Consider the following 22155-nt stretch of genomic DNA (forward strand, 5'->3'; position numbering starts at 1 on the left):
AATTGATTCGATGAGAAACCTCCCTTCGGGGAGGTTTTTCTTTTTACGTGATGTCTTCCTTGAAGTCGCTGCGGATGATTTTGGGGCATGCGGGCCTGTTACTGGCCTGGATTGCCCCCGATCAAGTTCCTCCCTGGACCACCTACCACCATGAGTTCTTCATGGTGGTCGGAGTATTTCTTTTGATGCCGTGGAAGCATCTGCTGGTATTTCCGCCGCGCATTGCGATACTTATGCTCCTCTGGGTGATCTGCATTCTTCTGCAGGCCCCGATGCATGGCTTGTCGCGGGATGACATGGCTGCAGGGCTACTCTTCGCCGTACTTTTTGGAATGGCCGCTCAACAGGGCGCGCAGGCTGCTTCCACAAGTCTCCACCATGACCTGACCTACTCGGTCCGCTCCTGGTGTCTGGTCATTCTCGTTGCGGCTGTGATCAGTGCGGTGATCGGTCTGGCGCAATGGTCCGGTGCCAACCTGGGCCTCTGGATGCTGGAAAGCGGGGGCCGCGCCTATGCCAACTTCGGGCAACCCAACCATTTAGCGACGTTGCTGGTCATGGCTATTGCTGTCCTGGTCTATCTGGACGGGCGAGGTTCCCTGAACCGCTTGGTGCTGGTGGGGATAGCGATGTTGCTGTGCTGCGCGTTGGCGGTGTCGGAGTCCCGCACGGGAGCCCTCAGCCTGGCTCTCTTGTGCTTGCTGCTGGTGGTTTTTGGCCGGCGCGCGGGGCTTTCAAAAACCCTTTGGTGGTTGCTGCCCTGTTTTCTCGTGTTCCTGCTCATCTATATCCACTTGGACCGTATTGCGCCCTGGTTTGGCGGGACGGCACTGAGAACGGGAATAGGGTTGAATCCCACCGGGCGCCTGGAAATTTGGAAGCAGATGCTGTGGTCGCTTCAGCAGGAACCCTGGCTAGGTTTTGGCTGGCTGCGTTTGGGCGCGAGTCATTTTGCTGCCGCTTCTGTTTTTCTGTCGATCCTGAATATAGACCATGCCCATAACCTCCTGCTGGATCTGCTGCTGTGGTTCGGCGTACCGCTTGGAGGATTACTGATCGTTGCTGGTGGAGGTTGGTGCGCACGAACGGTAGTGGATGCACTGGGCAAAAAAATGAGCACGAATTCTCTGTGCTGCGTCGCGATCATTTTGCCCATCGCGGTGCACAGCATGCTGGAGTATCCATACGCCTATCTCTATTTCTCTCTGTCGGCAGGTTTCTTCGCTGGCGCACTCGAAGCGGAAATTGGTTGTGCAAGAGAGTTTTCAAAGAGTACCAAAAGAATCTATCAAGGGATGGTTTTGGCTGTCCTGGCAGTTTGCGCATTCATTGCTGTGGAGTATCCGAAGATCGAAGAAGATTACCGGGCATTGCGCCTGGAAAATCAATTCATCACCAGTGCCGAACAGCGCCATACATACCATTCGCCTCCCAGGTTGTTGACCCAATATGGCGAACTGATTGCAAGCCAGCGCAATGATGCCCAGGCCCCTGATGCGGGCAAATCTCCGGAGCTGGCACGCCGGCTGGCAGAGCGGTTTCCATGGCTTTCCACCCACCTTCACTATTACCTTGCCTTGGTCCGAAAGGACCGCTGCCAGGAAGCGGCGGAGCAATGGAAGGTGTATAAAGTACTGTTTGGGCGGTTCGGTGTCCTCAAGGCAGAAGAGCAGATCGAAAAATGGTCCTTGCAGGCCGCCTGCCCCTCAAGCCGCGCTGAGGCAATGAAACCTTGACCCTGCGGACGCGGGACTCAGCGGACTGAAGAGGCGGGCTCTAAGAAACTGCCTGACTTCCCTCCGCGCTTTTCCAGCAGGCGGACACCCCCGATGACCATGCCCTTGTCTGCGGCTTTGCACATGTCGTAGATGGTCAGGAGCGCCACCTGGACGGCAGTGAGGGCCTCCATCTCCACTCCGGTGGCGCCTACTGTCTCGACGGTCGCCGTGCACAGCACAGCGCTTTCGTGCGTGCGCAACTCGAATTCCAGCGCAACGCGTGTGAGGGCCAGCGGATGGCACAGCGGGATCAGATCGCTGGTTTTCTTGGCGGCCAAGATACCGGCGATTCGCGCCACGCCCAGAACGTCCCCTTTCTTGGTAGACGCGGACTCGATGAGTGCTAGCGTTTCCGCCAGCATCTCGATGTGGCCGCAGGCGATGGCGATGCGGTGCGTGGCCTGCTTCGCGCCGACATCCACCATGTGGGCCTGCCCTTGGGCGTCGAAGTGGGTGAGGGAGGGGGGAGGGGTGGTGGGGATATCGCTCATACGGGAGGAGGGGCCAGGCGAGCCCTTCGCTGGCACGGAACGTTCTGGGGCCAGGGCATCATACGATCATGTGTAGCGGCCAGGGCCGGGGTGGCGTGGCCGAATCAGTGCAGGAGACTTTGCGTGCCATTTGATCGAAAACGGCCTCTGGTGCTTGTGCGTCAGGCGGTGGCCGCTTCCCTTTTCATCGTGAGCGGTGTGTGCGGCACGACCGCCGTGCATGCGCAAGCGGGCCTGCCCACGCTGGGCGACAGCTCCGACCTCACCACCGCCCAGGAGCGCCAGCTCGGTGACCGCATCATCCGCGAGCTGTACCGCGACCCGGACTACATCGACGATGCCGTGCTCAACGAGTACGTGGACAGCATCTTCCAACCCCTGGTGAAGGCGGCCCGCGAGCGCGGAGAGCTGTCCCCCGAACTCGACGAGCGCTTCGCCTGGGAGATCCTGCTGGGCCGGGACCGCACGGTGAATGCCTTTGCGCTGCCGGGCGGCTACTTCGGCGTGCACCTGGGATTGATCGGTGTGGTCTCCACCCGCGATGAGCTGGCCTCCGTGATGGCCCACGAACTCAGCCACGTCACGCAGCGCCACATCTCGCGGCTGATCACGCAGCAGAACCGGCAGACGCCACTGATGCTCGGGGCCCTGGTCCTCGGTGCGCTGGCCGCCAGCAAGAGCCCGAACGCAGCGCAGGCGTTGATGATCGGTGGCCAGGCGGTGGCGGTGCAGAGCCAGCTCAATTTTTCGCGCGACATGGAGCGCGAGGCCGACCGCATCGGCTATGGGCTGATGGCGCCTGCGGGTTTTGCGCCGCAGGGGTTCGTGGCCATGTTCGACAAGCTGCAGCAGGCCAATCGCATCAACGACAACGGCAGCTGGCCCTACCTGCGCAGCCACCCGCTGACCACCCAGCGCATCGCAGACATGCATTCGCGGATACCGCCAGGGGGTGGCGCCGCCGCTGCACCGGCCACGCCGACGCTGGAACACGTGATGATGGCCGCCCGCGCCCGCGTGCTGGCGCGTCCGGGCGTGGATGTCTGGCGGCAGTGGACGACGGAGCCGCTGGGCACCGGCTTCGCTGCCCAACCACTGCCCCGCCGGGCGGCGGCCTGGTACGCGGCGGCGTTGAGCGCCAGCCAACTGCAGGATGTGCCTGCGGCGCGCACTGCGCTGCGAGGGCTGATGGAGGCGGTGCGCGGCGATGCGCCGGCAGTGCGGCAGGCGAAATTGCTCAGCGCAGAAGTCGAGTTCGCGGCCGGGGACTTCCAGGCCGCACTGCAGCAACTGCCGCCGCAGGCGACCCCGCCTTCCTCGGCGCACCCGACCGCCCAGGCCGGTGCGTCGCCGGGACGGCCGGAGATGCTGCTGCGCACGCAGGCCCTGCTGCGCACGGGCAATGCCCAGGAAATGACGGGCCCGCTGCAGACGCGGGTGGCGACGCATCCGCACGATGCCACAGCGTGGCATTTGCTGGCGGCGGTGTGGCAGCAGCAGAACCACCCGCTGCGCGCGGTGCGGGCCGAGGCCGAGGCGCATGCGGCGCGCTATGACTACCAGGCGGCGGTGGACCGCTTCAAGGCGGGCCAGGATCTGGCCCGCAAGAGCGGCAGCCGGGGGGGCGATGCGGCCGACTACATCGACGCGTCGATCATCGAGACCCGGCTGCGGGCCGTCGATTCACTTCTTAAGGAACAGGCCGCCGAGCGCTGATTCGATGAGCACGCCCAGCACCGAGTAGATCAGCGAGCCGATCAGCGCAGCAGCGAAGCCCCGCACCTGGAATCCGTCGCCCAGCACCGTGGCGGCGGCCCAGAACATGAGCGCGTTGATGACGAAGAGAAAAAGCCCGATGGTGAGCACGGTGACCGGCAGGGTCAGCACCACGAGCACGGGCCGCAGCACGACATTGAACAGGCCGATGACGAAGGCGGCGATGAGCGCGCTGGTGAAGCTTTTCACCTCCACCCCGCTGTACACATAGGCCACGAACAGCAGCGCCGCAGCGCTGAGCAACCACTTGAGGAGGAGTTTCATCATGGCGCGGGAGCATAGCAGCACCCGCGTGCCTTGGATGGAGTCTGGCGGGAGTGACCCGTCGGCTGCGCCGCTTGCAAAAGGGCGCGTTGATCCTCTCGCCTGAGAGAAGCCTTATTCCGCCACGAACATGAACATCGCACCCAGTCCTGCCAGCGTGCCCGGCAGGGACCAGCGGCGCGGCGATGGCTTGCGCGTGACGTTGACCGGCGCAGCCGCGGGCTGCTGGGCGACTTGCGCAGGCGCAGCCACCGCCTCGTCTTGCTTGGGGCGGCGCGCGTCGATCACGGGCACGGCGCCGTGTTCCGCCTGCAACTGGGTGAGCAGGTCGGCCAGCGGGCCTTTGGCCAGCACGGTGCTGACCGGCACGCCCTCGGCATGCAGCCATGGAAGGATCTGGCCGAACAGCTTGTCGGCCCACTTGGTGCGCCAGTTCTCGCGGGCGCTGTGGCTCACCCACTTGCTGATGCGGTGCGTCATGCGCGGCGCGCAGGCCACCAGCACCCATTGCGTTTTCTCTGCCGAGGCGCGGGAAGACAGGGGCGCCAGGATCTGGCGGGCCTGCTCGGCGTCGTCCACATACACGATGACTTTGTTCATGGGGCTTCCTTGTGACCTGGCGGGGGTGCCTTGAAGAATTCGGTGGTGGCCGGGGTGAAATGGCAGAGCGCATGGCGCCCGTGCCGTTTCACCCGCCGTGCTTCGCCTGCTCAGCCGTGGGTGGCCGGAGCCGCTGCTGCGCGGCGCGAGACGATGACCTTGCCCACGATCAGCACCAGCAGGGCGCCGGCGATGTGCGCGGCCCAGTACAGCGTGTCGGAGATCACGGCCAGGCCTTGCGCGTCGAGCGTGCCCAGCTTCGGAGCCCAGGTCCAGCGCTCGGTGTTGACGAAGATCGGGTCGGTGACCAGCATGCCGCCGGCGATCCAGCCCAGCAGCATGCCGCCGACGGTGATGATGACGGGGAAGCGCTCCATGAGCTTGATGACCAGCTGGCTGCCCCAGACGATGATCGGGATCGAGATCAGCAGGCCCAGCACCACGAGCAGCATCGAGTGCTCGCCGGCGTTCTGTGCGGCACCGGCGATGGCGATCACGTTGTCCACGCTCATCACCAGGTCGGCCACGATGATGGTCTTGATGGCCGCGAACAGCTTGTCGCTGCCTGCCACGTCGCCATGGCCGTCTTCGTCCGGTGCCAGCAGCTTGATACCGATCCACACCAGCAGCAGCGCGCCCACGAACTTGAGGAACGGCAGTGCCAGCAGCGTCATGGCGAAGGCGATCAGCACGACGCGCAGGATGATGGCGCCCGCGGTGCCCCAGATGATGCCCTTGGTTCGCTGGGCGGGTGGCAGCTTGCGGCAAGCCAGCGCGATGACGACCGCATTGTCGCCACCCAGCAGGATGTCGATGATGATGATCTGCCCCAACGCGACCCAGAACTCGGGTGAAGTCAAGAAGTCCATAAATTCCTCAAAAGCAATGGCCGGGAGGAGGAACCCGCTACCCCTGTAGCGCCGGGCCCCTCCGGGAACGGGGGCTGGCTGCGCAGGTGACCTGAGGCACGCCCGCGTTGCGCGGTGCGTTGTTCGATAGGGACGGCCTTGATCAGCCCGCGCAGGGCCCATCAAAGGTCTCGCTCGATCCGCCATGCCTTTGCATGGGCGGACCCGGCCTGCCGGAAGCTTGCGCTTCGTACTGACGACAGGACCGACAAGCCCAGCCGCCCCGGGCGATGTGCCTGCCGGATGTCTGCTGGGTTGGGAGCTACTCCCCTTCGAAGCCGGCATTGGAACACAGCGGCGAGTGGCCGTGCAAGCGAGCGTGTCGTGCGCCCTGGATCGGGTTAAAGCCAAATGTGCTCTTTGCCGCCGGATTGATTGCCTTTGTTGCTATTAATTAATGAGCATCTTGCATGGCGGCGCGGGCGCCGGCGACCGCGACAGAGGGGCGCCCTCGCGGCGGTATGATCGGCCCCCCTTTCGCACACCATGGCCGTCCTGCACATCACCGACATCGAAGCCGCCATCAACCATTGGCGCGCCCGGTCGCCGTCGCCCGACGGGGTGACGCTGGCGCCCGAGCTGGTGGCGCTGGCCGAGGTCTATGCGCTGATGGTGTACTGGCACGAGGACGAGGCCGACGAGGCGGGCTTTCCCCCGGCGGCGATGGCGGCCTGGCGGGCCTGGTACGAGACCACGCCCGACACCCCGTGCATCGCCATCTGCTCCACCAGCCAGGGCGACGAGCAATGCAAGGGCTGCGGCCGCAGCTTCGCCGAGGTGCAGCATTGGCTGGCGATGACGCCGGTCGAAAAGCGCACCGTGTGGCGAAGGATCACGCTGGAAAGTTCGGCATGGCGCTTCAATCGCTATGCGGAGCGCGCCGCGGAAGGCAGCAAGCCGGCCGATATCCAGGCCCCTGCCTGACCCTACCGTTGCCGCGATCGGCGCCGGCCCGTGGGGCCGATTGCGCTGGCTTCCCACCTTTACGCGCCGCTGCACAGCGGCTATGGTGGGTTCATGCTCCGCTTGACCCAGGCCCCCAACATCGCGATCGCCATCCTGTGGGCCGATCTGCTGCGCGAGGGCGGCATGCCGGCGTCGGTGCAGCGGCAATACCTGGGTGCCGCCGCCGGGCACCTGCCGCCCGACCAGTGCCTGCCCGAGATCTGGCTGGAGCACGATGAGCATGCCGCCCGCGCGCGGCAACTGCTGCAGGCATTGCAGGATCTGCCCCAGCGCCGCTGGCTGTGCGGGTGCGGCGAAATGGTGGAAGGTGGGTTCGAGCAGTGCTGGCAGTGCGGCGCGCTGATGCCGCAGCCGGCGGAGTGACCATCGAAGCGGGCGACATGCCACGCGTGCGGCGCTCACTTTTTAATAGCAATACGCCCTAGTCAAGCATGCGCTGGAGGGCGATTGGGCTTCAAGCCCCGGGGCCTGCGGCGCGCTTGCGCAGCGTCTGGCGGCTTTTCACTTCCAGCGCTCGGGCTCCACATGCACGCTGCCCAGGTTGCTGCTCAGGGTGAGCGCGCCTTCCTGCACCGTGGCCTGCAGTTGCATGCTGCGCTCCGCGAGCGCGGCCAGGGCCTGCGAGGCCTCGGCGGGCAGCCGCCACACCTGCAGCTTTTCCAGGCGCGACAGCTTCGTCTGGATGCCTTTCCACCACACCTCGGCCGCGTGATGAAAGCAATACACGATCACGGCGTCCGACTTGCTGCAGGCCTTGGTGAGCGGCTTGTCCTCGGGCTGGCCGACTTCGATCCACACGCGCTTGCGGCCGGTGAAGTCGGTCAGGGAGACGTCCGGATCGTCCGGGTCGGACAGCCCCGCGCCGAAGGCCAGGGTGCCGTCGCCCTGGCACACGGCCTGCAGTTGGTGGGCGTTAAGGGCCAGCGCCGCCAGCCGCACCATCATGCGCTCGTCGGTCTCGCTCGGGTGGCGGGCCAGCGTGAGCGAATGGTCGGCGTAGTAGCTGTTGTCGATGTCGGCGATCTGCAGGTTCGCCTTGAAGATGGTGGACTTGATGGCCATGGGCTGGTGCTCACAAAAATATAGCAGTCCGCGCCCGATGGAGGGGCGCGGACCGGCAAAAGGGCTTCAACCCGGGCGGAGGGCGGTCAGACGCGGCGCGCCAGCTCGGCGGCCTTGCCGATGTAGCTGCCGGGCGTCATGGCGAGCAGGCGCTCTTTTTCGGCCTCGGGAATCTCCAGGCTGCGGATCAGCCCGTGCAGCGCCTCGGCCGTCACGGTCTTGCCGCGGGTGACTTCCTTGAGCTTTTCATAGGCGCCCGGCACGCCGAAGCGGCGCATCACCGTCTGGATCGGCTCGGCCAGCACTTCCCACGAGGTGTTCAGGTCGTCCGACAGCGCCTCTTCGTTCAGTTCCAGCTTGTTCAGGCCGGTCATGAGCGAGGTGTATGCCAGCGCGGCGTAGCCCAGTGCCACGCCGATGTTGCGCAGCACGGTGCTGTCGGTCAGGTCGCGCTGCCAGCGGCTCACGGGGAGTTTTTCGGACAGGTGCTTGAGCAGCGCGTTGGCCAGGCCCAGGTTGCCTTCGGCGTTCTCGAAGTCGATCGGGTTGACCTTGTGCGGCATGGTCGAGGAGCCGATCTCGCCGGCCTTGAGCTTTTGCTTGAAGTAGCCCAGGCTCACATAGCCCCAGATGTCGCGCGACAGGTCGATGAGGATGGTGTTGGCGCGCGCCACGGCGTCGAACAGTTCGGCCATGTAGTCGTGCGGCTCGATCTGGATGCTGTAGGGCTGGAAGGTCAGGCCCAGGCCCAGGGGCTCGGGCGTTTCCACCACGCGCTTGCTGAAGGCTTCCCAGTCGAAGTCGGGCCAGGCGGACAGATGGGCGTTGTAGTTGCCCACGGCGCCGTTCATCTTGCCCAGCATCTTGACGGAGGCCACGCGCTCGCAGGCAGTCTGCAGCCGCACCACCACGTTGGCGAGTTCCTTGCCCACGGTCGTGGGGCTGGCCGTCTGGCCGTGCGTGCGGCTCAGCATGGGCACGGCGGCGTACATGTGGGCCATCTCGCGCAGCTTGAGCACGATGCGGTCCAGGCCCGGCAGTACGATCTGGTCGCGCCCGGAGCGCAGCTGCAGGGCGTGGCTGGTGTTGTTGATGTCTTCGCTGGTGCAGGCGAAGTGCACGAACTCGGCGGCTTTTTCCAGTTCGGGACGGGCCTCGAACTTGCCCTTGAGCCAATATTCCACGGCCTTCACGTCGTGGTTGGTGGTCTTCTCGATGTCCTTGATGGCGGCCGAATCGGTTTCGGAAAAATTCTTCACCAGTCCCAGCAGGTAGGCACGGGCCCCCGTGGTCAGGGGCTTGAACTCGGCAAAGCCCGCATCCGACAGCGCGATGAACCAGGCCACCTCCACCTGCACCCGGCGGTGCATGTAGCCGTGTTCGCTCATGATCGGGCGCAGGGCGGAGAGTTTGGCGGCGTAGCGGCCGTCGAGGGGCGAGAGGGCGGTGATGGTGGACAGGCTCATGGGCGGGGATTGTAGGTGGCGCTGCCTGTAAGCTATCGAAGGCAAGACTGCCCATAAAATCGGCGGCCTTGCTCCCGTCCCCTGCCGTGCCCGGAAGAACACCATGAAATTGATCGGATCCTCAGCCAGCCCCTATGTGCGCAAAGTGCGCATCGTGATGGCCGAGAAGAAGCTGGACTACCGCTTCATCGAAGAAGACGTCTGGGCCGACGACACCACCATCGCCACCTCCAACCCGCTGGGCAAGGTGCCGTGCCTGGTGATGGAAGGCGGCGAGGCCGTGTTCGACTCGCGCGTGATCGTCGAGTACCTGGACACGCTCTCGCCCGTGGGCCGGCTCATTCCCACCCAGGGACGCGAGCGTGCCGAGGTCAAGACCTGGGAGGCGCTGGCCGACGGCGTGATGGACGCGGGCGTGCTGGCGCGGCTGGAGTCGCGCTGGGCCGGCCGCCAGGAGGGCGAGCGCAGCCAGGCGTGGATCGACCGGCAGCTCGGCAAGGTCGAGGCGGGCATCAAGGCCATGGCCCAGGGCCTGGGAGAGAAGCCCTACTGCAGCGGCATCCACATGAGCCTGTCCGACATCGCCGTGGGCTGCGCACTGGGCTGGATCGGCTTTCGCTTTCCGGAGATCGAGTGGCGTGCGGAGCATGCCAACCTCGCCCGCCTGCTCGACAAGCTGGAGCAGCGTGTGAGCTTCGCCGACACGCGGCCCGCCTGATCGCGCCGCTGCGGCCGAAGAAAACGCAGCGCCCACAAAGCCAAAAGCGCGCAACCTGCGAAAGGTTGCGCGCTTTATTTTTGGCGGAATAAAAAAGTTGCGAAGCGTCCCGAAACGAATTAGAGAGGGAGGGAGGAGAAGCGCTTCAGGGTTTCAGTCGAACCACCAGGGATCAAAAGGCTTCGCAACAGTAAAGGGTTGATCGGGGAGCGGGCGTTGCCGCCTGCACTGGTTACTAGAGTAGTGGCGATCCGGAGAAGTTCCAGAGGGCTGGCGGTTAAAAGCATCAGAAAATGTAACCATTCCCGTATCACGGAACCGCGTCAGAACGGTGACGATTTCGGGCGGCCCGAGTCCAGTTGCTGCTCGATGGCGCGCAGCAACCGGGGGTCGCCTGGCTCCACGGCGCTGGCGAAGCTGCCTGCCACCTTGCCGTCGCGGCCCACCAGGTATTTGTGGAAGTTCCAGCGCGGCGCTTCGCCCGATTGCGCCTTCAACTCGCGGTAGAGCGGCGACGCGTCGGCTCCGACGACCCGGCTCTTGGCGAACATCGGAAACTTGACGCCGAACGTGTTCTCGCAAAAGTCGGCGATCTGCGCGTTGCTGCCGCCTTCCTGGGAAAAATCGTTGGAAGGAAACCCGAGCACCACCAGGCCCCGGTCCTTGTAGCGCGTGTGCAAGGCCTCCAGCCCCTGGTACTGCCCCGTGAAGCCGCAGTAGCTGGCCGTGTTGACGATCAGCAGGACCTTGCTGCGGTACTGGCACAGCGGCTGGGGCAGCTCGTCCTGCAGGCGCAGCGGCGTGTGGCGCAGCAGGGGCGGGCAGGTTCCGTCTTCCGTCGTGGCCGCAGGGCCTGCGGCCTGCACGGGAAGCCCGGTCAGGGCCAGTGAAGCGGCAACCGCCAGGGCAAGGCACAGGGATCGGCGCAGCATGGGAGTCTCCTTGTGAAGGGGTGCTACGGGCGGGTCGGAACGTTGGTGGAGCCGCGCACTGCAGCGGTTGGCGGACAAGTTTGGCGCAAATCGGCCAAAAAGTCCCGCCCTGCGCTCTTCGGGGCCCTCGAGCGCCCCTGGTTGGCCTGCGGTGTCAGACCAGGCTCAGCAGGCGGTTCAACTGAAGTTGCACGCGCACATCGCGCTGGGCCACGGCGCCGGTCACTTTCCAGGCCGGTTGCGCGGTGTCGCGCGGAATGAGTTCGCCGGTGGGCATGCCATTGCGGTTGAGCACGACGGCCACGCGCGGGGTGGTCGCGCTGCCGCCGCGGCGCAGCGTCACGGCGATTTCCTGGCTCACCAGCCGCACGAAGGCGCCGGGTGGATAGACCCCCAGGGTTTTCACCAAGGCCGAGCCGGCCTCATCCACCTGGTGCGACTCGTCGTAGTAGCTCGCCTGCATGGCAGCAGTGACGGGCATCGGCGCGCGCGAGGCGCGGGGCGCCAGCCGGGCGCCGAACACGTCGGCGCGCTGGATCAGCCGGGCGATCTGCTGGCCCTCGCTCTTGTCGGCCAGCGCCCCCGGCGAGCGGTGGTGGTGGCAGCGCACGGCCTCCAGCCACACCGGATCGTGCACGCCCAGTTGGCGCAGCAGGGCTTCGGAGCGGGCGGCATGGCTTTCCACGGCGGCGATCTGCTCCGAGGTGAGCGGCTGGGTCTGCACGGCCAGCTGGTCCTGCAGCGCCGTCATGGCGATGTTCATGGACAGCGCGGCGCGCCCGGTCTGCATCACGCGCTCCACCGGCCAGCGCAACTGCTCGACCGCGACCAGCATGCACACGCAGGCCACGAGCATGGCGTGGGTGCCGCTGTACTGGCGTGTCTCGTGGCCCGAGAGGTAGATGAGGGCGAGCAGGACCGCGTCCGGGCTCTGGCGGCAGTGCAGGGCCAGTTCGCGGTGCAGCGCATCGAAGCGGTCGGGAAAATCGATCGCCTGCGGCGCGCGCAGCAATTGCGTGGCCCGCAACTGCAGGCCCGGCCAATCGGGCGGGCCGCCTTCGACGCGATCGCGCGAGGACTGCGCCCCGGCGCTGATCTTCATCGAGGCGATCTGGCCGAGCGAGGTGTCGGACATCAGCATCTGCTGCAGCTGCGCCAGATAGGCGCGGTGGCTGTCGCCCGATTCGTCGGTGTCCACGCACAGCTGCAGGCCGCGCGACAAAAGGACGTCCAGCTCGTTGCGCGTGCGGATCACGTAGCCTTTTTGCGCCAGCAGCACGCCATCGGCCCCGCGCAGGATGAAGGGGAGCGGGAAGCCGAGCTGGATCGATTCGATGTTCAGCGCAACGAGGTTCATGGTGAGTCGCCGCATTATGGGCGCACGGGTGCCCCCTGAAAGCCGGCGCAATGGCGGGAACCCGTCGCTGTTTGCCGCTTCCTGGCCGCCCGCCGGGGCTTGGCGTGCGCGGCGGGCCCGTTCATGCGGCCCGCACGGGTTTCGATGGGCGCGATGCCCAAGCGCCTGCCCAACTCAATCAAGGCACCGGTTTGGACGGTGTGGCGCTGGAGCCGGTGGTGGGGCGCTGCGGCGGCAGAGGCAGCATGGTGCTGGTCCGATTCTCTGCAGCAGGCGTTCGGCCCTCCGGCGGGGTCGTGGGGGGCGTTGGCAAGACGTAGGCTCCCGGGTTCACGGTGGACGGGATGGGGGCTGGGAAGGTGCTCCGACGGGCCGGGGCTCGCGGCTTGTCGGCGCCTTGACCCCCGTCGGGCAGCCACTCCCGGAAGGAGGGGGTGGGTGGCAGGGGCAGCGGGTGGTGGGGGTGATCGTCGCCATACGGCTGGGGGCTGAACAATTGACCCAGCGTTGGGCGGCGTTTGCGGGCAGGCGGCTCCACGACCGGTACCGCGGGTTCTTGAACGGCTGGTTCTTCGGTCACCGGGTCCGTGGGCTCCGGCTTGTTCACACCGTCGCTGGCCTTGGTGAAGAGGCTTTGCGCGTGATGCTCCGCCTGGGCGGCGATCTTGTGGGCCTGGGCTTCGGCGCGGGCGCGCCAGAGGTCTTCGGGACGGGTGGCCGGGCCTGGTGCGATCTCGGGATCGGGCACCGGGTGCTGCGCCGCTGGGGAAAATTGCGGGGACCAGCGGGTGGAATGGTCTTCGGGGGCCGCCGCGTGCTGCTGTGCGGCGCGGCCGACCTGCTGGGAGCCATGGGGCAGGAACTCATGCAGATGGGTGGATTCCCCGGCCGCCTTGCCTTGCAAGACGCTGAGGGTGGCGCTTTGCGACACCTCGTCCTTGGCCTTCGTCTTGAACTGCAGGTTGTTGGCGATCCAGGCATCGTGGCTGTTCAACAGGGTGCGCACCTTCGCGCGATAGCCGTCGGCCTTGGCCTTCTGGGCCTGCGCGATGGCCTCCTGACGCGCCGCGTCGACCTTCTGGGCTGCCGCGGTGGCGAGCAGGTCTGTCGCGATCGCCTGCTGTTCCAGCGCCCGGGCTGGCTGGCCTGCCGCGGTGGCTTGCCGGGTGGCTGCGATGGCCAGCTGGCCTTGTGCCGTGTTCTGCCTGGCCGCCGCCGTGGCCTGCTTGGCGGCTTGCGCGGCCTTCTCGCCCACGTCGGTGGCCTGCTGGATCAGGCCCTGCAGCTTGTCGTAGGACTCGGCCGCCAGAGGGCGCAGCTTGGTCACCACGGAGAACGTCATGCCGGGCGCGCTGGCCTGCGCGGCCTGCACCAGGGTTTTCTGCAGGCGCAGCCAGGCGCGGCCGGTTTTCTCCTCTGCGGGGTCTTTCGGAAACCCGTCGCGCGCCGCCATGACCGAGACGAACTCGTGCATCCGGGGTTCCAGTTCCGCCAGAAAGTCGTCCAGGTCTTCGAACTCCCGGATCATCTGGGTCTGGTCCGCCCAGGTTTCGCCGTGGCGGGTCGTCACGCGCAAGGTGGTGTCCACGCCGCTGTTGGCCAGCTGCTTGCGAAATTCCAGGCCGGCCCCGCGCGCCTGGGCCGCCTTTTCAGGATCGTGCCTGGAGGCGGGCACCAGCCCCAGGCTGGCGTTGGCGCTCGCGCGGACATCGGCCCGGTGCTGCGCCGACAGTTTGTACTCTTCCACATTCAGCCCCGAGCGGCTTTCCGTCTGCACGGACCGGGAGCGCTGGTTGCTGCTGGCCATCCCCGCCTGCACGCCAACGCCGATGGCGCGCCGCGTGGCCTTGCGGTCGTCTTCGTCGCGGTCCCGGGACCCGCGCGCGCGCACCATGGCATTGGCGCCAACGGCCATCTCGGACGTGCGCGTGCGCTTGGTGTTGGACAACTCGGCCACGGCCAGTTCGGGAAAGTGCTTGAGCAGGTGGGCCAGCGGGTCCGACTCGGTGCCGCCGTCCGGTGGCAGGTTGCCGCCTTGGGTCATCGCAATGAGCGCATCCGCGAAATGGCGCCGCAAGGTGTCCTCGTGGGAGGCCGTGCGCTGCATGCGCAGGCTCACGCCCTGGGTCTGCGAGGTTTCCCCGCCCGCCTCCAGGCGCATGTCGAACCGCAGGGCAATGCCTGCCTCGCTGTCGTCGCCCAGGTTGAACTCATGGTCCTTGTGGCCCAGTTCGCCCCGCAGGCCCAGGCTGAGGCCGATGTTGGCGTTCTTGGAGTCGGCGGTCGCGATCTGCATCTGCATGGCCGCGCCGACCATGTTCAGGTCCATCGAGCGTTCGTGTCCCAGGCCGATGCCGGCGATCGGCGTGACCAGCTCCGGCGTGGCGGTGGTCACCGACACGGCCTTGCCCAGCTCCAGCTTGGCCAGCCGCGCATCGCTGCTCTTGAACTTCTCGCCCAGGCTGATGCGCTGCGCGAGCGACTTCATCACTTCGGCGGCGTCGGGCGGGCCGCGCAGGTCGTTGAACAGGGTCACCGTGTCGGACACGCACAGCTCGAACCGGTTCACGTGCACATCCCGCTGCAGGGCCTGCAGCGCGGGCGCGGCCTGCGCCACGGCATCGGCCACCGTGCGGTGCGCGCCGCTGCTGGACGCCGCGGCGGGGTCGGCCTGGGGCGGGCCCCACGGCACGGAGCGGGCCGCATCGACCAGGGTGCGCATCAACCGGCCTGCATCGTCGCCGGATTGCTTCATCTTTTTCCACGCGCTCTGCACCGACTCCGGCCACGACGCCTGAACGGTCTCGAAGGCCAGGTTGCGGGGCGGGCGCTCTCCTTCGGGCAGGGTTTGCAGCCAGTCGTGGGTGACCTTGTGTTCAATGGCCTCGAAGGTGTCGATGCGCAGGGACCGCAGGGCGGCTGCGGGCTTCACCTTGGCCAGCAGGTCGGCCGAGGCCGCCATGAGGTGGGCCAACGCCTGGGTTTGCGGAGATTCGGCGCCGGCCGCGGCCTTGGCGGCCGCGGCGATGTCCTTGAAGCCATCGATGGCCTCGTGGGCAATGTCATCGGTGCGCAGGCCGCGGGCGACCTGGGTGGGCCCCACCGAGGGCGACAGGGTGCCGTCGGCCAGGGCCCGCAGATCGATGTGATCGCCCAGCAGCCTCAGAAGGTGCCCGACATTGGGATGGGTGCTGCGCAGCGACTGCCAGTTGGCCGCGAGTTCGGGGGGCAGCCGGGCCATGCCTTGCGCCCCCAGATGGGCCTCCACTTTCTGGAAGAAGCTTTTGCCCAGGTGCTTGAGCGTGCTCTGGGGGGGCGGGGGCGTGTCCCCGCCCAGTCCCAGTTCCTTCAGCACCCCGAGCATCAGGGTTTCGGCCGGCTGCGCCCGGGCACCGGAGCGCGCCTGCAGGTCGGTGCGGATGTCGGCCGCCGTGCGGTGCAGCGATGCCACGGCCTCGTGGCGGCGCGGCAGCATGCCGTTCTCGCTGGCGGCGGCGGTCATCTTGCGCATGACCGACTTGCGCCACATCGTCGGCTGCGTACCGGGCAGCCAGGACGCGATGGCGGGCAGCGCGGGGGCCAGCAGCCCCTCCCAGTTCGCCGAGTTCTTGACGATGGCCTTGGGCAGTCCGCCCGTCAGCCAGTTCCGCAGCCGCCCCATCCGTCCCGAGGCGGCGCGCTCGTTGCGCTGGGCGGTCTGGTCGAGGGCCCCGTCGCTGAACTGAATCAGCCGCTGGCGCACCCGGTCGTAGCTGGAGCCTTTTTCCTTGGTCACGAAGCCGTTCTGCAGGCACTGGAACGCCTCGCGCTGCACCTCAGCCCGCTCGGGCGAAACCGTCGGGGCATTCCTTGAATGGACGTGCTCGACCGCATGTTCGACCGCGGCACGCAGCAAGGCGATGTCTGCCTTGGCTTCGGCGGCCCCGGCGCCCTCCTGCGGAGCCGACTGCGATGCAATCAACGCCGACATGGCCACCTGCAAGGCATCCTGCCGTGTGCCCGCAGCGGGCGGGACCGTCATCTTGGCCAGCATCCGCTGGCCGCCTTGCGGCAGGGCGATCGCGCTGACCAGCCGCAACAGCGGGGGCTCGGCCGGGCGGGTCTGCGGGTCCTGGCGGGCCGGCAGCAAGGCGTCGTTCACCAGTTCGACCAGGTGGGCGGGCGAGCTGTGCGCCAGCTCCTCCATCGCCTGCACCAGGCCCTCGGGGTCGGTGGAAAAAGCGTCGCGGGAACTGTTGACCAACAGCTCGACGCCCAGCACGTCCGGCACTTTGGCGCCGTGGTTCAGGGCGGCGATCAGGGTGCCGGTCGCTGCCTGCAGGCGCTCTTGCAAGGGCTCGGGCACGCTCTCCAGGAAGGCGGCCACCATCGTCGCACTGGCCGCGGTGGCCTGGTCCTTCGCGCGCTGTTCGGCCACCTTGCTGGCGTCGTTCAGTTGCTGCAGCGCCCCTTCCGTGTTCACGCGCTCTCCGTCGGGCAAGGACGCCTGGGTGGCGAGGTGGATCGTCGCCTTGGCCTTTTCGGCGTGCACCAGGCCTTCCAGGTGGCTCAGGACGATGGTCTCCGGCCCCGCCGTGCTGCCTTGGCCGCTCTGGCTGCCTTTGCTGGCGTTCAGCCCCTGGACGTCGTAGAACATGTCGAGCGCGTCGCTGGGCACGCTGGCGGGGCCCTTGCCCAGCGACAGCACGGACAGGGCCTGCTGGGTCCAGTACTTCGCCTTGCCCGCGATGCCGTCGTAGGGGCCCGGCTCCTCGGCGTCGAGGGCCTGCCCGGTTTCCACCTGGTGCAGCGCCTGCTGCACGGCCTGCGCCAGCCCGGTCTTGTCGGCATGCGGCAGCGGCACCCGTCCGTCCGCCTCGAACCGCGGCGCCTGCACCTGGTTGTGCCGCACCACCGGATGCTGGGTCTGCGTGCCCACCATCAACGGCCCCAGGCTGGCGTTGGCGGTGGTCTTGCCGCCCTTCCAGAGGCCCTTGAGCTTGGACAGGACGGTCCGGTCCGAGCGCTGCGCCATGTTGGCGGTGGTGTAGATCGCCGCTGATCCGCTCTTGCCGCGCGCGGGCAGGCCGTCGGGGCCTCGCAGGCTGGTGGGGCTGCGTTCCGGGGAGTCGGAGGCCGGGGAGGACGCACTGGCAGGCGTGGGCAAAGGCGTGGCGACCTGCCGGATTTCCCCCGAATTGTTGGCACGCATGGACTTGTCTCCCCTGGCTTTTATTGGATTCCATGGTTGTATACAAGTCCTCGTGGAGGCGGCGGCCATGCGAAGCCATTGGCCCGCAGGCGAACCGGCCGCCGCCACGAGCCGGCTGGGGCGCACACTTTGTGTTACCAACAATTGGGCTGCACGCAGGCCCGCGCTTTGCCGGGAGGCCGGCAAAGCCCTGCCGGCGCCTTAGAGCGAATGCGGCAGGTCGGGTGCGCGGGGCGTCGGGGGTGCCTGAGGGGGCTGCGGTGGCGGCACCGGCCGCCGCATCACCCGGCGCTGGAACCACTGCGCGAAGTCGTCCACGTAGGTGAACACCGCCGGCACCACCAGCAGGCTGAGCACGGTCGAGGTGATGAGCCCGCCGATCACCGCCACCGCCATGGGCGAGCGAAAGCTCATGTCCGCGCTGCCCAGCGCCAGGGCGATGGGCATCATGCCGGCGCCCATGGCGAGCGTGGTCATGATGATGGGCCGCGCGCGCTTGTGGCAGGCGTCCAGCAGCGCGTCCCAGCGGTTCATACCCTGATCGCGGCGCGCCACGATGGCGTACTCCACCAGCAGGATGGAGTTCTTGGTGGCGATGCCCATCAGCATGATGAGCCCGATGAGCGAGGGCATCGAAAAGCTCTTGCCCGCCACCAGCAGCGCCACGAACGCCCCGCCCAGCGACAGCGGCAGCGCCGCCAGGATGGTCACCGGCTGCAGGAAGTCCTTGAACAGCAGCACCAGCACGAGGTAGATGCAGATCACGCCCGTGAGCATCGCCAGGCCGAAGCTGGCGAACAGCTCGCCCATCATCTCGGCATCGCCCACGTCGATCAGGCGCACGCTCGCGGGCAGCTGGGCGACGGCGGGCAGCTGCTTGACGGCCTCGGTCACCTCGCCCAGGCCGCGCGCGCCCAGCTCGATCTCGAAATTGACGTTGCGCGAGCGGTCGTAGCGGCTGATGACGGCCGGCCCGCCCGCCACCTCCAGCGTGGCGACCTCGCCCAGCCGCACCGGCCCGCGGGCGCCCGGCACCGTGAGGCGCTCCAGCACCGACAGGTCTTCGCGCGCCGCGTTATCCAGGCGCACGACGATGGGCACCTGCCGCTGCGCCAGGTTCAGCTTCGGCAAGTACTGGTCGTAGTCGCCCACCGTGGCTACGCGCAGGGTCTCGGCGATGGCGCTGCTGGTCACGCCCAGGTCGGCGGCGCGCGCGAAGTCCGGGCGCACGGCGATCTCGGGGCGCACCAGGCTGGCGGTGGAACTCACGCCGCCGATGCCCGGGATGGTGCGGATGCCGCGCTCGACGGCCTGCGCGGCCGTCGCCAGGGCCTGCGGGTCTTCGCTGGCCAGGGCCAGCACGTACTTGTCGTTGGAGCCGCCCAGGCCGATCTTCACGCGCACGCCGGGCAGGTCCTCCAGCGCGGCGCGCAGCTGCTGCTCGATGACCTGCTTGCGCGGGCGCTCGCCGCGCGGGTCCATGCGCAGCGTGAGCGTGGCCTTGCGCGGGTCGCCCACGCCCGCCCCGGCGAACGGGTCGGCGCCGGCCGAGCCGCCGCCGATGGTGGTGTAGATGCTCTTCACATGGCCCACGCGCTGCACGCGCTCGGTGGCCTGCGCCACGGCCACGCGGGCGTCGGCCAGCAGGCTGCCGGGCGGCAGCTCCAGGTTGACCTGGGTCTGCGCGTTGTCGTCGGCCGGGATGAAGCCCGAGGGCAGCAGCGGGATCAGCGCGATCGAGCCGGCGAAGAACAGCAGCGCCCCCAGCAGCGTGATCACGCGGTGCCGCAGGCACCAGGCGGATGCGCGCATGTAGGTGTTCAGCCAGCCCGGCTCCTTTTCCTGCGCCACCATGGGTTTCATGATGTAGGCCGCCATCATGGGCGTGAGCAGCCGCGCCACCACCAGCGAGGCGAACACCGCCAGCGCCGCCGTCCAGCCGAACTGCTTGAAAAAGCGCCCGGCGATGCCGCTCATGAACGCGGTGGGCAGGAACACCGCGATCAGCGTGAAGGTGGTGGCGATCACCGCCAGGCCAATCTCGTCGGCCGCCTCCATCGCCGCCTGGTAGGGCGACTTGCCCATGCGCAGGTGGCGCACGATGTTCTCCACCTCCACGATGGCGTCGTCCACCAGGATGCCCACCACCAGCGACAGCGCCAGCAGCGTGATGATGTTGATGGAAAAGCCCAGCAGGTGCATGCCGATGAAGGCCGGGATGACCGACAGCGGCAGCGCCACGGCCGAGACGATGGTCGCGCGCCAGTCGCGCAAAAACAGCCACACCACGACCACGGCCAGGATGGCGCCTTCGTACAGCAGGCGCATGGAGCTGTCGTACTCGTCGCTGGCGATATCCACGAAATCGACCGTGCGCGTGAGGTGCAGGTCGGGCCGCTCGGCCTGGAGCTTGTCCAGCGCCCGCTGCACGCCCGCGCCCACCTCGACCTCGCTGGCGCCGCGGCTGCGCGAGACCTCGAAGCCGATCACCGGCTTGCCGTCCAGCAGCGCGGCGGTGCGCTGCTCGGCCACCGTGTCGCTGATGGTGGCCACCTGGTCGAGCCGGATGTGGCGGCCGTCGGTGAGCGGGATGTCCATGGCGCCGATCTCCTGCGCCGTCTGCACGGTGGCGATGGTGCGCACGGGCTGCTCCGCCCCCCCGAGGTCGGCGCGGCCGCCCGCGCTCTCGATCTGCACCTGGCGCAACTGGCGCGACACGTCCGCGGCCGTGGCCCGCAGGGCCTGCAGCCGCAGCGGATCGAGCGACACGCGCACCTCGCGCGTCACGCCGCCCACGCGGTTGACCGCACCCACGCCCGGCACGGCCAGCAGCCGGCGGGTGAGCGTGTCGTCCACGAACCACGACAGCGCCTCGTCGTCCAGGCGGTCGGATGCGATGGCGAACGCCAGGATGGGCTGGGCCGAGAGTTCGAGCTTGGCGACGATGGGGTCGCGCAGGTCGGCCGGCAGGTCGGCGCGCACGCGGCTCACGGCCGAGCGCACGTCGTCCACGGCTTCCTGCACCGGCTTTTCGAGCTGGAACTCGGCCGCGATGGTGGCCGTGCCGTCCACCAGGGTCGAGGTGATGTGTTTCAGGCCCTGCGTGGTGGCGATGGCGTTCTCGATCTTGCGCGCCACGTCGGTTTCCAGCTGGCCCGGCGCGGCGCCCGGCAGCGACGCGGTGACCATGACCACGGGCAGGTCCATGTCGGGAAAGTTCTGCACCTTCATCGCGTGGAACGACAGCATCCCCGCGAAGGAGAGCAGCACGAAGAGCATCGCGGCCGGAATCGGGTTCCGGATGGACCAGGCGGAGAGGTTCATGGCAGGTCCTTGCGGGCGGCAGCAGGGCCGCGGTGGCAACCGGGCAAAAGCATGTTTTGCTCCTTATTTAATAGCATGATGCCCTAGTGTTTATTGCGCTGGAGGCACTTTTTGTGCAGATCCTGCGGGAGCCGGCGCTGCGGCCTGCACCCGCACCAGGTCGCCGTCGTTCAGGAACGCGCCGCCGCGCTCGACCACCGTCACGCCCGGCTGCAGGCCCGAGACGATCTCCACCCGGTCGCCCGTGCGCTGGCCGGTCTGCACGCGGCGCATCACCACGCGGCTGCCCTCGCCGATCTCGAACACGCTGCTGAAGCCGTCGCGCACCACCACCGACGACTGCGGCACGCTGAGCGCGTCGCGCTGGCCGAGCAGAAAATCGCCCCGCGCGAACATCCCTGCGCGCACATCGGGGTGCAGTGGCAGGTCCACATAGACCAGGCCGTTGCGCGTCTGCGGATCGACCGTGGGGGCGATCATGCGCACGGTGCCCGGCACCTGCGCGCCGCTGGCGGCCGTCACGATCACCTGGCTGCCGGGGCGGATGCGCGGCAGGTCGCCCGAGGTGACCTCGGCGCGCCATTCCAGGCGGCCCTTGCGCACCATGCGAAACAGTTCGGTGCCCGCGCCCAGCACCGCGCCCACGGTGGCCGTGCGCGAGGAGATGATGCCGCTGTCCGGCGCCAGCACCTGGGCGTGCTTGAGCCGCAGCTGCTGCGCGTTGAGCGCCGCCTGGGCGGCCTCCACGCGGGCCTGGGCGGTCTCGCCGGCGGTCGAGTATTGCTGGATCTGCTGCTGGCTCAAAGCGCCGCTGGCCTGCAGCGTGCGGGCGCGCTCGGCGTTGGCCGCGGCTTCGGCGGCGCTGGCGCGGGCCTCCAGCAGGCTGGCCCGGGCCTGGGCCACGTCGGCCTGCAGCGTCTCGGGCGCGAAGGTGGCCAGCACCTGGCCGGCGCGCACCGTGTCGCCCACGTTCACGCGCACGTCGGTCAGGCGCAGGCCGCTGCTTTCGGTGCCGATGCTGGCCTCCTGCCACGCGGCGACGTTGCCGTTGGCCGGCAGGCGCTGCGCCAGCGAGGTGCGCGTGGGCTGCGTGGTGGTGACGGTGAGTGCGGGCCGGGGCTCGCCGGCCTTGGCGCTCTTGGCGTCGTCCGCCGCGCGCGAGGGGCCGGCGGCCATCAGCGCGCCGGCGGTGGCGAGCACGCACACGGCCAGCACGGCCAGCGCCGCGGGGAGGGAGGAGGGGGTGAGTTTCATGCGCTGCATGGGGGTTCCGTTCATGCGGTCAACGACGACGACTGAAGAAAAAGCGGGCGGTGCGTGCG

16 protein-coding genes are annotated in these 22155 nt (G+C 67.8%); 5 read left to right on the forward strand and 11 right to left on the reverse strand.

All coding sequences use genetic code 11. The features are described 5' to 3' along the window. Positions 1-50 precede the first annotated feature (50 nt). Positions 51-1736: a PglL family O-oligosaccharyltransferase gene (locus M5C98_RS00620; protein WP_272550361.1), complete on the forward strand. Its 1686-nt coding sequence runs from the start codon at positions 51-53 to the stop codon at positions 1734-1736. Positions 1737-1753: 17 nt separating this feature from the next. Here the strand turns inward: M5C98_RS00620 and moaC are convergent, their stop codons facing one another. After that, positions 1754-2269, reverse strand: a complete 516-nt coding sequence (moaC, locus tag M5C98_RS00625; RefSeq protein WP_272550362.1) for a cyclic pyranopterin monophosphate synthase MoaC — start codon at positions 2267-2269, stop codon at positions 1754-1756. Between the two features lie 168 nt (positions 2270-2437). On the opposite strand from moaC, the gene M5C98_RS00630 reads away from it, so the two are divergent. Next, positions 2438-3985, forward strand: a complete 1548-nt coding sequence (locus M5C98_RS00630) for a M48 family metalloprotease (protein WP_442867306.1) — start codon at positions 2438-2440, stop codon at positions 3983-3985. Here the strand turns inward: M5C98_RS00630 and M5C98_RS00635 are convergent. The 3 genes from M5C98_RS00635 to M5C98_RS00645 all read right to left on the reverse strand — a co-directional run bounded on the left by M5C98_RS00635 (position 3953) and on the right by M5C98_RS00645 (position 5778). Next, the gene (locus tag M5C98_RS00635; protein ID WP_272553403.1) at positions 3953-4309 is read right to left on the reverse strand and encodes a phage holin family protein; all 357 of its coding nucleotides are present in this window, start codon (positions 4307-4309) and stop codon (positions 3953-3955) included. The genes M5C98_RS00630 and M5C98_RS00635 overlap by 33 nt on opposite strands. 114 nt (positions 4310-4423) lie before the next feature. Continuing rightward, positions 4424-4909: a hypothetical protein gene (locus tag M5C98_RS00640; protein WP_272550363.1), complete on the reverse strand. Its 486-nt coding sequence runs from the start codon at positions 4907-4909 to the stop codon at positions 4424-4426. A 110-nt stretch (positions 4910-5019) separates the two neighbouring features. Then, positions 5020-5778, reverse strand: a complete 759-nt coding sequence (locus tag M5C98_RS00645; protein WP_272550364.1) for a TerC family protein — start codon at positions 5776-5778, stop codon at positions 5020-5022. A 525-nt stretch (positions 5779-6303) separates the two neighbouring features. On the opposite strand from M5C98_RS00645, the gene M5C98_RS00650 reads away from it, so the two are divergent. Together M5C98_RS00650 and M5C98_RS00655 are read left to right on the forward strand one after the other, a co-directional pair. Beyond that, positions 6304-6741, forward strand: a complete 438-nt coding sequence (locus M5C98_RS00650; protein ID WP_272550366.1) for a DUF3717 domain-containing protein — start codon at positions 6304-6306, stop codon at positions 6739-6741. Positions 6742-6834: 93 nt separating this feature from the next. Next, positions 6835-7146 (forward strand): DUF2007 domain-containing protein, encoded by a 312-nt coding sequence (locus M5C98_RS00655; RefSeq protein ID WP_272550368.1) that lies wholly within the window; start codon positions 6835-6837, stop codon positions 7144-7146. 138 nt (positions 7147-7284) lie between these two features. Here the strand turns inward: M5C98_RS00655 and M5C98_RS00660 are convergent, their stop codons facing one another. Beyond that, on the reverse strand, positions 7285-7845 hold the full coding sequence (locus tag M5C98_RS00660; protein ID WP_272550369.1) for a YaeQ family protein: 561 nt from the start codon (positions 7843-7845) through the stop codon (positions 7285-7287). Between the two features lie 86 nt (positions 7846-7931). Further along, positions 7932-9311: an adenylosuccinate lyase gene (gene purB, locus M5C98_RS00665; protein WP_272550370.1), complete on the reverse strand. Its 1380-nt coding sequence runs from the start codon at positions 9309-9311 to the stop codon at positions 7932-7934. 103 nt (positions 9312-9414) lie between these two features. Here purB and M5C98_RS00670 point away from each other — a divergent pair, with 103 nt between their 5' ends. Next, positions 9415-10029, forward strand: a complete 615-nt coding sequence (locus M5C98_RS00670; protein WP_272550371.1) for a glutathione S-transferase family protein — start codon at positions 9415-9417, stop codon at positions 10027-10029. 323 nt (positions 10030-10352) lie between these two features. Here M5C98_RS00670 and M5C98_RS00675 read toward each other — a convergent pair whose 3' ends face one another. From M5C98_RS00675 to M5C98_RS00695, 5 genes are all read right to left on the reverse strand, one after another. After that, positions 10353-10961, reverse strand: a complete 609-nt coding sequence (locus tag M5C98_RS00675; RefSeq protein WP_272550372.1) for a glutathione peroxidase — start codon at positions 10959-10961, stop codon at positions 10353-10355. Between the two features lie 154 nt (positions 10962-11115). Continuing rightward, positions 11116-12318 (reverse strand): HD-GYP domain-containing protein, encoded by a 1203-nt coding sequence (locus M5C98_RS00680; protein WP_272550373.1) that lies wholly within the window; start codon positions 12316-12318, stop codon positions 11116-11118. A 178-nt stretch (positions 12319-12496) separates the two neighbouring features. Then, on the reverse strand, positions 12497-17509 hold the full coding sequence (locus tag M5C98_RS00685) for a hypothetical protein (RefSeq protein WP_272550374.1): 5013 nt from the start codon (positions 17507-17509) through the stop codon (positions 12497-12499). A 201-nt stretch (positions 17510-17710) separates the two neighbouring features. After that, positions 17711-20833, reverse strand: a complete 3123-nt coding sequence (locus M5C98_RS00690) for an efflux RND transporter permease subunit (protein WP_272550375.1) — start codon at positions 20831-20833, stop codon at positions 17711-17713. Between the two features lie 90 nt (positions 20834-20923). Next, positions 20924-22096, reverse strand: a complete 1173-nt coding sequence (locus tag M5C98_RS00695) for an efflux RND transporter periplasmic adaptor subunit (protein ID WP_442867215.1) — start codon at positions 22094-22096, stop codon at positions 20924-20926. Between the last annotated feature and the right edge of the window lie 59 nt (positions 22097-22155).

This window comes from Acidovorax sp. NCPPB 3576 (assembly GCF_028473605.1).
Classification (GTDB): Bacteria; Pseudomonadota; Gammaproteobacteria; order Burkholderiales; family Burkholderiaceae_C; genus Paracidovorax.

What these genes read in the sequence shown, in the direction of transcription:
- M5C98_RS00620 (WP_272550361.1), top strand. Translation starts at nt 51, where the DNA reads ATGTCTTCCTTGAAGTCGCTGCGGATGATTTTGGGGCATGCGGGCCTG.
- moaC (WP_272550362.1), bottom strand. Translation starts at nt 2,269, where the DNA reads ATGAGCGATATCCCCACCACCCCTCCCCCCTCCCTCACCCACTTCGAC.
- M5C98_RS00635 (WP_272553403.1), bottom strand. Translation starts at nt 4,309, where the DNA reads ATGAAACTCCTCCTCAAGTGGTTGCTCAGCGCTGCGGCGCTGCTGTTC.
- M5C98_RS00640 (WP_272550363.1), bottom strand. Translation starts at nt 4,909, where the DNA reads ATGAACAAAGTCATCGTGTATGTGGACGACGCCGAGCAGGCCCGCCAG.
- M5C98_RS00645 (WP_272550364.1), bottom strand. Translation starts at nt 5,778, where the DNA reads ATGGACTTCTTGACTTCACCCGAGTTCTGGGTCGCGTTGGGGCAGATC.
- M5C98_RS00650 (WP_272550366.1), top strand. Translation starts at nt 6,304, where the DNA reads ATGGCCGTCCTGCACATCACCGACATCGAAGCCGCCATCAACCATTGG.
- M5C98_RS00655 (WP_272550368.1), top strand. Translation starts at nt 6,835, where the DNA reads ATGCTCCGCTTGACCCAGGCCCCCAACATCGCGATCGCCATCCTGTGG.
- M5C98_RS00660 (WP_272550369.1), bottom strand. Translation starts at nt 7,845, where the DNA reads ATGGCCATCAAGTCCACCATCTTCAAGGCGAACCTGCAGATCGCCGAC.
- purB (WP_272550370.1), bottom strand. Translation starts at nt 9,311, where the DNA reads ATGAGCCTGTCCACCATCACCGCCCTCTCGCCCCTCGACGGCCGCTAC.
- M5C98_RS00670 (WP_272550371.1), top strand. Translation starts at nt 9,415, where the DNA reads ATGAAATTGATCGGATCCTCAGCCAGCCCCTATGTGCGCAAAGTGCGC.
- M5C98_RS00675 (WP_272550372.1), bottom strand. Translation starts at nt 10,961, where the DNA reads ATGCTGCGCCGATCCCTGTGCCTTGCCCTGGCGGTTGCCGCTTCACTG.
- M5C98_RS00680 (WP_272550373.1), bottom strand. Translation starts at nt 12,318, where the DNA reads ATGAACCTCGTTGCGCTGAACATCGAATCGATCCAGCTCGGCTTCCCG.
- M5C98_RS00685 (WP_272550374.1), bottom strand. Translation starts at nt 17,509, where the DNA reads ATGCGTGCCAACAATTCGGGGGAAATCCGGCAGGTCGCCACGCCTTTG.
- M5C98_RS00690 (WP_272550375.1), bottom strand. Translation starts at nt 20,833, where the DNA reads ATGAACCTCTCCGCCTGGTCCATCCGGAACCCGATTCCGGCCGCGATG.
- M5C98_RS00695 (WP_442867215.1), bottom strand. Translation starts at nt 22,096, where the DNA reads ATGCAGCGCATGAAACTCACCCCCTCCTCCCTCCCCGCGGCGCTGGCC.